The 12,085-nt window shown below is 64.2% G+C and carries 12 protein-coding genes; 5 read left to right on the forward strand and 7 right to left on the reverse strand.

Translation table 11 applies throughout. The features are described 5' to 3' along the window. Positions 1 to 981: hypothetical protein (locus tag HCN51_RS45520; protein WP_206068649.1), on the forward strand; the 981-nt coding region annotated here is incomplete at its 5' end. A 175-nt stretch (positions 982 to 1,156) separates the two neighbouring features. On the opposite strand, the gene HCN51_RS63185 is transcribed toward HCN51_RS45520, so the two are convergent. Beyond that, entirely contained in the window at positions 1,157 to 1,726 is a 570-nt protein-coding gene (locus HCN51_RS63185; RefSeq protein WP_428981574.1) for a GIY-YIG nuclease family protein, read from the reverse strand. Positions 1,727 to 1,820: 94 nt separating this feature from the next. After that, complete coding sequence (locus HCN51_RS45525; RefSeq protein ID WP_346434024.1) at positions 1,821 to 3,626, reverse strand: DNA/RNA helicase domain-containing protein; 1,806 nt, start codon at positions 3,624 to 3,626, stop codon at positions 1,821 to 1,823. A 365-nt stretch (positions 3,627 to 3,991) separates the two neighbouring features. On the opposite strand from HCN51_RS45525, the gene HCN51_RS45530 reads away from it, so the two are divergent. The 4 genes from HCN51_RS45530 to HCN51_RS45545 all read left to right on the forward strand — a co-directional run bounded on the left by HCN51_RS45530 (position 3,992) and on the right by HCN51_RS45545 (position 7,654). Further along, positions 3,992 to 4,660: an HAD family hydrolase gene (locus HCN51_RS45530; protein WP_346434025.1), complete on the forward strand. Its 669-nt coding sequence runs from the start codon at positions 3,992 to 3,994 to the stop codon at positions 4,658 to 4,660. Between the two features lie 107 nt (positions 4,661 to 4,767). Continuing rightward, a complete protein-coding gene (locus tag HCN51_RS45535) occupies positions 4,768 to 5,061 on the forward strand; it encodes a hypothetical protein (RefSeq protein ID WP_168018155.1) in 294 nt (97 codons plus the stop codon). Then, positions 5,058 to 7,100 (forward strand): NDUFAF4 family protein, encoded by a 2,043-nt coding sequence (locus HCN51_RS45540; protein ID WP_168018156.1) that lies wholly within the window; start codon positions 5,058 to 5,060, stop codon positions 7,098 to 7,100. Before HCN51_RS45535 ends, HCN51_RS45540 begins: the two co-directional genes overlap by 4 nt. 95 nt (positions 7,101 to 7,195) lie before the next feature. Further along, on the forward strand, positions 7,196 to 7,654 hold the full coding sequence (locus HCN51_RS45545; RefSeq protein ID WP_168018157.1) for a hypothetical protein: 459 nt from the start codon (positions 7,196 to 7,198) through the stop codon (positions 7,652 to 7,654). Between the two features lie 804 nt (positions 7,655 to 8,458). Here the strand turns inward: HCN51_RS45545 and HCN51_RS45550 are convergent. The 5 genes from HCN51_RS45550 to HCN51_RS45570 form a co-directional block, all read right to left on the reverse strand. Continuing rightward, positions 8,459 to 9,823, reverse strand: a complete 1,365-nt coding sequence (locus HCN51_RS45550; protein WP_168018158.1) for a tyrosine-type recombinase/integrase — start codon at positions 9,821 to 9,823, stop codon at positions 8,459 to 8,461. Next, on the reverse strand, positions 9,820 to 10,011 hold the full coding sequence (locus HCN51_RS45555) for a helix-turn-helix transcriptional regulator (protein ID WP_168018159.1): 192 nt from the start codon (positions 10,009 to 10,011) through the stop codon (positions 9,820 to 9,822). Before HCN51_RS45555 ends, HCN51_RS45550 begins: the two co-directional genes overlap by 4 nt. Beyond that, on the reverse strand, positions 10,008 to 11,336 hold the full coding sequence (locus tag HCN51_RS45560) for a replication initiator (RefSeq protein ID WP_168018160.1): 1,329 nt from the start codon (positions 11,334 to 11,336) through the stop codon (positions 10,008 to 10,010). Before HCN51_RS45560 ends, HCN51_RS45555 begins: the two co-directional genes overlap by 4 nt. Positions 11,337 to 11,585: 249 nt before the next feature. After that, complete coding sequence (locus HCN51_RS45565; RefSeq protein ID WP_168018161.1) at positions 11,586 to 11,747, reverse strand: hypothetical protein; 162 nt, start codon at positions 11,745 to 11,747, stop codon at positions 11,586 to 11,588. An 11-nt stretch (positions 11,748 to 11,758) separates the two neighbouring features. Further along, positions 11,759 to 12,082 (reverse strand): hypothetical protein, encoded by a 324-nt coding sequence (locus HCN51_RS45570; RefSeq protein ID WP_168018162.1) that lies wholly within the window; start codon positions 12,080 to 12,082, stop codon positions 11,759 to 11,761. Between the last annotated feature and the right edge of the window lie 3 nt (positions 12,083 to 12,085).

Genomic DNA, 12,085 nt, shown 5'->3' on the forward strand with positions numbered 1-12,085 from the left:
CACCTCGTCCTGGGGCGCCGTCAGGGTAGCCAGCAGATCGCGACCACTCGACTTCCTGTAGATAAAGATCATCATGACTGGCTCCGGAGCGTATGCGCCGTAGCGATCGAACGACTAATTTCAGGGAGCCCTAGACTCTACGAGCCGAATGCGGAGCTGGAACCTCGAGACGAATACTTTATGCTTGACGTTGGCAGCATACCCGAGCAGCCGGTAGCGCAAGGAAAATCCGGATCGGATTCGTCTGCAGATGACGGCAATCCTGATCGAGCTGCCGCCCTGATCCGATCTCTGCGTGATATTTCTATCTTGAACGTCATGAGCGCTCAAGATCTTCCCAGCTTCAAACCCATGCTGTTCTATTCAATCTCGTGGCAGCAGAACAACGATACGTGGATCCATTTCATCCGCAAAGCCAACCCGAGAGTGGCTTTCAAGGCCGGCAATCGCTGGTTTCAGTATTCCGGAACATTGCGCGAGATCGCAGAGCCTTCGATGGTTCTTGATGATGTTGTTGATGTGATTCTTACCAAGGATCACATGGCTGCATTCCACGGTACACATCTGAAGAACCTCCTCACAGACGTCCGCATCGTGATGCAAAATGTTCCTCAGTATGTAGAAACCATAGTCAAGGCACTCAAGGCATCAGATATCGGCATAACCGAAAACGCACAGGCTGCGCTACAGGCTGCGGCAGGCAGGCTTTACTCATTCGCAACAAGATTGTTCCACCTTCAAGATCGCCTCACACAGATCCAGCCTGACCCTGCCCACTTCGCCAAGGTACTGGGAACGCATGACATCGAAGTCTCAGCGTTCATCAACAGCGACGGCCTTATCGACTTCGATGAGAGACAAGCAGGTCTCTTCATCGATGTGATCGATGGTCGTCTATTCCGAGACGACTGGACTGGAGAGGAAAGGCGCGCTGATCGATTCTCCAAGAGGTCCCTCGTATCGGACGAAGGGCCTAAGTAGAAGCCTTCTGCCGGAGCTGTCAGTCAGGTCGACATCGTATAAGTGATGGACGGGTTTGCCCACATCGAACTAAACGACCCCGCGATCGGTGCCGTCAGGTGTGTGTCAACGGCGTGGTCTACGTCGGCACGATCAACAACGACCTACAGCCCCTGGCCACCGACACTGGCGAAGCCTAAGAGCTGATCGGAAGTTCGCGGGCACGGGTGCGAGCCCGGGCGCGGAGACTACTCAAGTATGGATGAAAAGCGTGATGGCGATTCTGATCCAAGTTGAGGGGAAGATCCAGCCGAGCTATCAGCTCAGACTCTCCCATCCAGGGCTCGTCATGACAGACCCAACACACGCGGGCGTACTCTGCCATCCAGTCCGTTAGTTCCTTCTCACCGGCCCGGCCAAAGGTGAACCGCTTCCCGCTGCCTACCCGCCGGAGATCAAGCCCGAGCAGGCAACCGAGGCTAAGGCGGAGAGTGGAGCCCTCAGCGTTGCCCCGGAAGTGATACCGCACCCTGCTCCGGAGATTCTGCTTGCTGGGTCGGGTTAGCATGCGGCGGGGAGCGATCCCTACGTAGAGAAGACGGTCGGCGGGTAGGCTTGGATGCGGAGGCCGGGTGAAGTACCACCCATAGATACCCCCAGTGTTCGGCACGGGGCTTGGGCGAGTAAGCACATCGGCCGCTTCCCACAACTTGGCCGGGTTGAGCAGCTCGGGGGTGTCCATCCTGGCCCTCCATTCTCGTCCCATTCTTGTCCGTGCCGGAAGGCTAAAGCACGCCACCGACAATGTGGATGAAGGGGCTTCAGCGGGAATCGGGCAAGTTCGGACTCTGCCGGATCGCTCATATCTGCGTCTCCAGCAGCCCCGCAAGAAACTTTTGCGTCGCGGGATCGACCGAGTACACCGCAGTGCCCAGCATGCCTCGGGTCAGCAGCACCTTGTAGGTGTTGCGGATCAACTGGTCCGCCTGTTCGTCGCTGACTCCCCTCCGCATCAGCGCCGGGTCCTTGCTGGCGCTGCGGACAGTGACCAGCCTGCCGTCGCGGTAGACGAGGTCAGGGCCGAAGATCACGCCGTTCCAGTCGTACTCGAAGCCCTGGGCGGTGTAGACGCATCCCACCTGCTCGAAACCACCAGGTGCCGAGGCCCACAAAGCGCTGGCGGGCGCGTTGCCGACGGCCCTGTCGCCCTTGACGTTCCACGGTCGCGCCCAGTCACCGATTCGCACGTCTGCGACCAGGCTGTCATCCGCGTTCGGGCTGCTCCAGGGCCAGCAGAACCCGGCCGTCAGCCGTGACGAGTATCCCGCCTGCAGCTGGCCTCGCAGCATGGCCTCCAACTCGTACGGAGACTCGGCAAGGGAGACGGCGAAGTGGTCGTCCCCCTTCCACACCTCTGGTGAGCCGCCGTTCAAGCCCAGCAGGCGCAGCACCCACTCCTCGTACTTGCGGCTCCCGCCGCAGCGGAACTGTGCGTCCAGGTCGACCTGGTGCACAGCGAGGCCGAGCGATTCGGCGTACGTGGTGATGTCGGCGACACGCCCCATCTCGCCCGGTCGTACCACCTGATGCTCGTCCAGTAGGAAGACCGGCACTCTTGCTGCGTTGATCAGCTCATCCAACTGTGGCCGGCCCGTTCGCTGGTCCGCCCTGGTGAACCTGTTGGCCGAGGTCTCGCGGATTCGGTGGGCTTCGTCGCAGATCAGGACATCCAGCTCATTGGGCTTGGCGGTCATGAAGTTGTTGAAGTACTTGAACATCCCCTTCAGCCGGGTCGAGCCCTTGGCGACGACGCGCCTCATCGTCTCGGTGAAGGAGCGCGAACCTGTGGCATGCAGGGCCGAGTATCCACGGTCGGAGAGCTCGCCCAGCAGGGAGAGTGCGATGACGCTCTTCCCGGAGCCAGGGCCGCCGGTGATGATTACTACCTGCTTCGAATTGCTCGCTCGAGCCTTCTCCACCGCGTGGAGGACCATCTCGTAGGCCAGCCGCTGTTCAGCCAGCAGGACGAACTGATCGCGATTCTTGATCTCACCGGCAGCGACCTTGAGCAGTTGCTTGGACGGCCGGATGGAACTGGACAGCAGCCGGTCGGCCGCGGCAGCCCCGGGCTCAGGCGCGAACTGCGAAGTGAGGTAGTCGACGAACTGACCGCGGCGGGTCTTGCTGAAGAGCCGGGTGCGCTCGTCCTCGACGTGGTCATAGAGATCGTGGATGTCCGGGTCACTGGCGTTGTGCAGGTAGGCCACACCGCGCACCGCGTTCCGGTGCTGCTCCAGGGCACCGACGAAGTCAGCCAGGTATTCGCAGTAGCTTCGCACTTGCACGACTGGGTGAAGCTTAGGGCGCGGGCCCATGCCGGACACCAGGACAAGCTCAGTGTCGTCCTCGTACAGTTCGGCCTGGCTCCACTGCTTGAGCTCGACGATCAGGTAGGAGTCGGCTCCCGTACGCCGGTCGCGGCCGGCGAGGATGACGTCCGCCCGCTTGCTGGTTAACGGAAGTTGGTACTCGATGAGCATCTCGACGCCACCGAGCCCGGCTTCGACCAGGTCTCGGGCCAAGATCGGGATGCTGCGGTCCCAGGACCTGCGTTCGCTCTTCCCCGGATTGATGCCTTGGGTGGCGCGCAGGTTCTCCGCGATCACATCGCTAAGGACGCGTTCGGGCACTGACTCAGACACCAACTGGACAAGGCTTTCCGCCGAGTGCCGGAAAACGGCCACGGATGTACCCCCAGGCAGCACGAAAGACTCGTGCGGTATGGGGGCGTGTCCGCTAGCGCAGCGGAAGCCCGTCGGGCCGCATCACCGATACGTCAGAGATTACCTGGATCTTGCCTCGATCCGATCCCGATGAGCCAACGAAGGCCTCCACCGGAGCGTGCGACAAATCTCTCTACCGTCGGAGGCGCCATATCACCTAACGCGGGGGCGACGATTCGGAAGGGACTGTCCGAGGTGCGCTGCGGAGCACAGAACGGGCTGTCGCCCACGAAGTATCCACGCCTAAAGTGGTCATCGTGCAGCGCTTTGCCCTCTTTGACCTCGACAGGACGCTCATTGATCTCGAGCACGCGTTCTTGCGGTGGGCGGAGGAGTTCGCGGAGCACCATCGCTTGAAGCCTGAAGACGTCGCCTGGCTCGTCTCCCTGGACCAGGGCGTACACCCCCATCGGGAGGTGTTCTTCAACGAGGTGCGCGCGCACTTTGCCCTGGCGGAATCAGTCGAGGAACTCTGGGCCGGCTACCGGAAGCGGATGCCGTACCTGGTGCAGTGTTACCCAGGCGTCCTGTCGGGATTGGGAGAGCTGCGGACCGCGGGGTGGCGCGTCGGGATCGTCACCAATGGCATGGCGGACAACCAACTCGGCAAGCTCCGCCGAACCGGCCTGGCTGAGGTGGTCGACGGTTATGCCGTGTCAGGGGTTGAGGGTGTTCGGAAGCCGGATGCTCGTCTCTTCCAAATCGCCGCTCAGCGGTGCGGAGCCAGTCTCGCCGAGGGCGGTTGGATGGTGGGTGACAACCTCGTCGCGGACATCGCAGGCGGTCAGGCTGCGGGCCTGCGCGGGATCTGGGTCGATCGAGGGACGTGGCCAGGGCACGACCATCGGGCCGATCACGTGGTGGCCGATGCGGCCGAGGCCATTGCCCTCATGCGTGATACGCACCAGCCGGAATAAATGTTGACCTTATGCCGTATGAGCAGTTCGGCTCGACGGCGCTACGGCAGCCCTTTATCGTCACATTGATCCCATAGATAGCCGTCCTCAAGATCCAAGGATCCAGGATGATGGCGACCCAGGAACAAATCGCTGCCGCCCGGCGCACGATCGAGCAGGTACGCGACCAGCATGCCAACGACGTGCGCAAGCTCATCAGCTTGCTCCAAGACGGCGCGATGAAGGGCAAGGCCGCCGACAGACTGCTCAAGGACTGCCAGGCGTGGGAAGCAGCCTATCGAGGCGTCTTCAACCGAGCTCTGGCACTGGTCGAGTCCGCACGTCCCGATCCTGCCAAGCCGACAGACCCCTTGGGGCTGTGGCCACCACCCCTGAACCTGCCGGGAAAGGCCGGCGGATGAGCCCTGCCCCGAACCGGATCGGCATCGACCCCGCGCTGATGACCCAACTGATCAGCGAGATCAAGCGCCTGGAACGGTCGTGGCCGGACGCGGACGCGCAGATCGGCAGAGCGTTGACCTCGATCGGCACCAGCATGTCCGGGCCGGGCACGCTCAGGGACGTTGCCTCCCAGATCTCCCAGCACGTCCCCGATCTTCAGCGCCGCCTGGACCTCATCGTCTCCACCCAGAAGATCGGACTCGACAAGGGCGTCGTCTGGGCGGACGAGACGCTTTGGGTCTCCAATTCGCCGGCAAGCGGCGCCGCGGCGGCCAAGACCGTCGCCGACCAGCTTCGCAAGGCGGTCAAGGACGTCGCCGAGGGCCGGGGAACGCTCTCCAAGGAGACCTTGGAACTGCTGGAGAAGCACCAGCACGACCCCTACTTCGCGGTCGCCCTGGCCAAGGAGATACCGCCGAAGGAGTTGAAGGCGCTCCTGGAGCGCTTCTACTTGGCGGACCGAGGATCCCTGAAGGACGACTGGGCTGCGCCGTCATCCTCCTCCGTGATGGACCGTCTGGCGCGAGCCCTCAGCGTCACGTTGGGAACGGCCTCGCGCGGCGTCGGTGAGATGAAGCTCCCCAAGGCATATATCGACGAGCTGATCGCGACCGACGACGATCCGATGAGCGGCCGCATGGTCGATGAACTCCTGCGCTACGGCACCTTCGATGACGCGTTCCTGCGCGAGATCGCCAACAAGGTCTTCGACAACGCGCAGAAGCCGTCATCCCAGCAGCAGGACATCATCAAGTTCGGGCCTGGCCTCGCAGCCGCCCTGGCGAACAACGCCCGAGTCGCTCAAGACTTCTTCACCGACCCCGCCCGCAAGCCTCTGTCCTTCCTGATGCGGGACAACTTCTGGGGTAGCGGCAATGGTGAGCTCGGCCGGGCCATCGAAGCGGCCACCACACGATTCCGCGACCACGGCCAGCCTCCCGGCACTTCCCGAGGGTACAAGTCGGCCTTGATAGCGTCCTGGGCTGCTCACTTCTGGTCAGATCCGCGAGCGCAGGCCAACCTTCCCGATACCAAGCAGAACGCTGCCCGCGTCTTCTCTGCCTACATGGGCGACGTTCACCGAGCGGCTATCTCTGATTTCCCGGAACCGATGGGCGTGAATCCGCAGCCCGACTCTGACCCGAACCTCCCCGGCAAGCAGCCTCACGGAGCCATGTTCGACGGCGGCGCCGTCAAGAACGTGATGACCTGGGCTTTCAAGGATCCACAAGCGCTGAAAATCGCAGTCGAGGGACACGGCGAGTACAGTACGAAGGTCCTGGACGCCCAGGGTAAGGCGATCCGCGATATGGTCAACGCCGAATTCGCGGAGTGGAAGAGCACTCATCCGGACGCTTCGAAAGAAGAGCAGGCGGCACATCGCCAGAAGATACTTACCGACAACATGAACAGCAATCCGGGAAAACTGTTCAATGCTCAGGCGAATACCCTCGGCAAGTCGCTTCACCTCATAGTCGACGCCGGAAATTTGACCAACATCCACGAGGCGGACCAGAAGGATCAGAAGAGCCAAGCTTTCAAGGATGGCGTATCAAGAACGCTCAAGCTGGTACTTACCCCAGCCGGGGACTGGGTCGTTGCCGGCTACGAGTATTTTGAAGGCCCTGTCAGCGACAGCATCAAGCACACCGAAGGCAAGGCCGCACGCAGCCAAGGAGAGGAAACGCTTCGCGAGAGCCAGCGCCTCTTCAAAGACCTCACGGCTAATGTGATGATGCGGTACGGACTGTTCGGCGACGAATCAGCAAAAGGCTCCGCACATCCTCACGCGTCCGAGAACTACGCCGAGCGGTCGGGTGGCGACTTCCTCGCCAAGGGCCAGATCATCCCTCGTGACCAGATGACGTGGCAACAGAGGATTGCCTACGACGAGTGGCTGAAGAGCTCTCCGGCCGCCGCTGTCTTTCGTGAGGTCGACCGGGCAGTCTGGGAGGGATTCCAGTTGGACGTCCCTCCATATCCGGAGGCAGAGGAATGAGAAACCGGTCGGCTACCGCGTTGTTGGCTGTCATCCTCATCTCTGCGGCAGGGTGTTCATCGCCTGTCCCAGCAGACCGCCGCCCGCTCGGCAGTGTGACGACACCGCCTGTGGAATGCGGCCTGCTCTCCAGCCAGGCCATTGGCCGAGCCATCGGATTAAGCGACTTCTACGCGAGCGGGTCAACCTCGGCGAACGACTTCTCGCATTGCGTCGTCAGCAAATCGCCGAGCATCAGAGACAAGGCGTCGATGACCGTCGAGCTACAGGATCCCTTCCCTTCGACATTGCAGAGTCTAGAGAACGGGAAGGCAAGGGACAGAGGTGTAGCCCTGCCCAGCGGCGTCGGTCCAGGCTACAGCGCGGCGATAAAAGATACGGACGGAAACATCGTGGGGGGCAAGGCCTTTGCCTGGACGCAGGACGGCACCAAGATGCTGGCCATCCAGATCGTCAAGGGAGCGCCGGGGCGGGATCATCAAGCCGATGCCATCGAGTTCGCCCGCCAGCTCCGCCCCCTTCTCCTGACCTCGACCTCGAAACAACCGCGCTAACCGTAGAGAAGGTGGCACGCCCGATTTCGGATTCGGAACTCGGGGCGGGAAGGCGGGAACAGTTCGTCACACGCCGCGATGCCCTCCAGTACCTCCGGATTCCTATCTCTGGCGCGTGCTTCGTTGTTCCGGCTCCTCTTCGGGCGCTCAGCAGGAACTACGGTCTTCATGGGCGGGGCCGGCGGCCCAGTTCGATAACGCTGGCGAGGCACGGCCGACGGCGCTGGTCGGCGGTGGGGCCTCGGCGATTGTGCCTTGCGCTTGGACGTCTTGGGGGTGGGCCTGGGCGTCGTCGAGGACAGCGCTCGGGACGATGGAGACACAGACGGCGAGGACGCGACCGAGCGCCCGGCGACGCTCGGTGTGGGCGTCGGTGTCGAAGCGGCGCTCGATCGTGACGCGGCGCCGTCCGTCACCCACGAGCCCGCCCAGAAGCTGAAGGCAAGGCAACCCAGGAGACCCGCGACAAGCACCGGCCGAGCCAGCCGACGCCGATCACGCAGCGGTGGTCGATCTGGCGGGGTCGGGGTCGAGTACCTCCGCCAGCCGAAAGGATCGGGCTCGGAACCAGGTTGCGGGCGGTCCCGGAGCGGCAGACCATACGGCGGGCGCCGGCGCGGGCGGGGCTCGTTCGGCGACGGGGTGAGGCGGTTCTGATCTTCTCGCATGATCCTCCCTATGCGCCGTCCATGCCTGCCAGGGTGCCGCAGCGTACCTACATCCAGCGGGAATGACTCGGCAAAGACAGCGGTGCAAGGCGAACCGGCCCCGCGATGAGCAGGGCCGGAAGCAGGTGAAATGTGGCTACGTGTCCAGAGCGTCGTTGATCTTGCCGTTGATCTGCTCCTGCTGGCCGTCCATGCACTTGGCATAGACCCGCAGCAGGACGTCAACGCTGTGTCCGGCCCTCTTGGCGACCTCCGGGGCCGGTACACCGGCGTTCAGCCAGAGCGACACCGCCGCATGACGAAGGTCGTACGGCCGAGCAGCCAGCGACGAGGCGACCTGCGCCGGGGAGAGGGCGAGCTTGCGGGCCCCCTGCCAGACGTAGGAGTGCGCCGAGCTGGAGTAGGTGCCGCCGGTGCCGGTGGCGAAGATCCGGCCGTCCTTGGCGGTGCCGTATTCGGCGATGTGCTCGCGGAGCATGGCGACCAGGACGGGCGGGATAGGGATCTCTCTGGTCTCCTTGTTCGCCCGGTGCTTGAGGCTGCGTGACTCGTGGGTCTGGCCGGAGTCGGTCCAGCGCTTGGTCCCCTGGGGTCGTGCGTTCTCCAGGACGATTAGGCCCCAGCCCGTCTCTGGCAGCGTGCAGTTCCTCAGCCGCAGGTCCGCTGCCTCCTCCGGCCGAAGGGCTGCGTAGTAGATGCAGGCGAACAGGGCCTTGAGCCGGGGACCGCGCTTGCGGCCTACCTTGGGCACAGCGTCGAGGAGTACCCGTGCTTGGGCGGGATTGACCACCGTGCGGGGATCGATCACCGTGACGGCCTTGGGCGCAGTCCACTTGATCTCATCCAGCGGGTTGCTGCCGAACAGCTTCTGCTCGACCGCGTGCTCCAGGAGGTGATGCAGGATGGCGCGCTTACGCCGTACCGTGTTCGCGCCCGCCGGCGAACCGGCGAAGGTGACCGAGATCGCGTCGAGAGCCACCCGAAGGACTTGCGGCTCCTTCAGCTCGGACAGCGGAAGGGACGCCCGTTCCAACCAGCCCAGAGCCACCGTTTGGGCAGCGGTCAGGTCCGCCCGCCTCTTCTCCGGGAGAAGCGCGTGGATGCGGAGCACCTCCCGCAGGTCCTCATCGGTAGGACGGTGCGGCGCCTTGCCCACCAGTGCCGGGATCAGCGTCAGGAGTGCGTAGGCGTCGGTCTCCCGGGTTCGGGCCGCCGTGGTGTTCCAGCGGCGGAGCACGTACGCCTGAGCGAACTCGAAGAACGTCGGTCCGGATGACGCACGGGCCAGCATCGACACCGGCAATCCGGTGGCGACGTCGAACTCCTCCCCCGCCTTGGCGGCCTGCCGTAGGTCGGACATGAAGGCGTTGGCCAGGCCCCTGGTCCGGAAGCTCTTCGACTTCTGCTTGCCTGCGACGCGCCAGCGAGCGATGAACGTGGGCGTGTCACGGTCGGTGCGGTGCTGGATTTCGCCGAGCTTCACGTCGTACGTGGTGTTCATGCCGCCTCCCGTCGAGAGTCGAGCCAGGCAGTGAGGTCGCTCCGCCAGATGCGGAGTTCAAGGTTGGGCAGCTGCACGCAGACCGGTGCACGGCCGAGCTCACGCCAGCGGTAGAAGGTGCGGCGGGAGACTCCGCCCAGTTCGGCGAGGACCTGGGGAACGGTCAGTAGCTCATCGCGCCTCGTCATTGGCGATCACCCGCCCCTGAAAGTGAGGTGCCGCCGATCGCAGCCGCGATGACCTGTTCTCCTATCGAGAGCCCCTGTCCGGCGTACTCCCAATGGGCGATGACCAGGACGGTGTCCTCGTCGAGCAGGGGCAGGCGACCCGTTGTGATCTCCGCTTCGCGCATGTGTTCTTCACGTGCCGCGCGGAGTTCGCCGAGGGTGGTGGAGTATTGGCGGCTCTTGGTCGAGAAGTGGCCACGGAAGCCGAGCATGTGGGCCCAGTGGACGAGCCGGAGGTCGGCCAGGCCGGGGTGTTCGCCGAGGCGCATACAGGCCCCGATCAGCATGCGGGCGTGCTGGCGGACGGGTAGGGCGTCGAGGTTGTCGAGTGGTTGGATGCGCCGGTCGAGGGTGCCGACACATTCGGCGGCTTTGGTGGCGTACTTGGCGATGTAGGCGGCGACCGCTTGTTCGGTGAGGTCGCCGTCCATGGTGATGCGCCGGACGTCGAGTTGTGTACCCCAACGGAAGGTCCGTTCCAAGGGCTTGATCTCCGCGGTGACCACGGAAGCCGCGTGCTGGGTGGCCTCCGCCAGAGCGTCAGCGGTCGCCCAGGCGGGCGGCGGCGAGGACGGGCCGTCAGGGCCGTCGAGCCGGATGACGGCGTGGAAGTGGACCACCCCACGCCTCTGGTACTCGGCGACCTTGGCGAACGCAATGCTGACGAGCCCGCGCAGGGCCTTGACGGTCAGCCCGTTGAGGCGGGCGAAGCGGCGGCGCAAGGCGAGCGTGAAGCGGCGCCACAACTCGGGGCTGATGGCGTTGAACAGGACCGAGCCGTCGTAGTCGTAGCAGTCCGGGCACAGCGGTTCCCCGAGTTGGGGATCGTCGGCGCTGTGCCGGTCGGTGCAGGACATGACCCGCCCGTGCGGGCAAGTCTCGGCGTCGCGGCGGGCGTGGCAGGGCAGGACCCTCCCGTTCTTCTTCTTCCGGACGTGGACCGCGCCGAAGGAGGGCGCGGTGAGGGTGACGAACAGACACGGGTGAGCGGCAACAGTCTCGGGCACGCCCTTGCCGCCGACGAGGCCGGCACGGACGAGCTGGTACGTGTCGGCGCGGTAGACCTCGGCGCAGGCCGGGCAGCGGGAGGCGCGGCGGGTCTTGCACGGGACACGCAGGATGCCGTTCGGTTCGGTGGTGGTGGAGTAGCGGTGGAGCAGGTGGCCGGTGGCCTGGTCGTAGTGTTCGACCTTCCCGCGCAGGTGGATGGGCTGCCGGCAGCCGCCGGTGCGCTTGATCTGGCGGGCCCAGCGGTCATAGTCGGGTTGGTTGAGCCGGTCGATCATCCCGGCTACGGCGTGAGAGTGGGCAAGGCAGGGCAAGATGGGTTCCGTCCTATCCAGTGACGCTGGTGTGGATGGCCCCCGGCCTGGCGAACGTCTTGGCGGATGTGTGGCCAGGCGGGGGGCGCTACGGCTATGCGCCGTGGTTGTCGATGCCGGTGCCGTCGCAGTCGGCGCAGGTCCGGTCGTCGTAGAGGCCGGTGCCGTTGCAGGTGCAGCAGCCGTAGTGGTGGATGTCGGTGTCCATGGTGATCAGCGGTTGTCGCGCGGGCTGATTCGGACGTAGACGCGGTACACCCGGGGGTGAGCGCGGTCCGGGTAGGCCCTGGACATCGCGGTGACGGTGAAGACCTCGCGCAGGCGGATCAGTCCGAGCGTGATCTCCGCGCGGTTTCCTTCGAGGCGGATTCGCATGGTGGTGGCTCCTAATTGGGGTCGATGCAGCCGCGGTAGCTGTCCTCGGCGTCGTGGCGGGCCTGGGCGGCGGCGAGGATCGCGACGGCGCGGTACTCGACCGGTCCGAAGGAAACGGAGGTCGCGTAGTGGGCGTACGGGGAGTCCTCGAAGTCGATCTGTGAGCCGACGCGGGCGGCGATCTGGTCGATCTCGGCGCGTAGGTCGTCGTCGTTGTCGTGGTTCGGGAAGTGGTGGAGGGTGAGGTTGGACGAGACGGGCACGTCCGGGTGTGTTTCCAGGAAGATGGCCAGGTTGAGCAGGCCGTTGATCAGGGCTCTGCGGTGGTCGTCCATGGT

Source organism: Nonomuraea composti, assembly GCF_012034275.1.
Classification (GTDB): Bacteria; Actinomycetota; Actinomycetes; order Streptosporangiales; family Streptosporangiaceae; genus Nonomuraea; species Nonomuraea composti.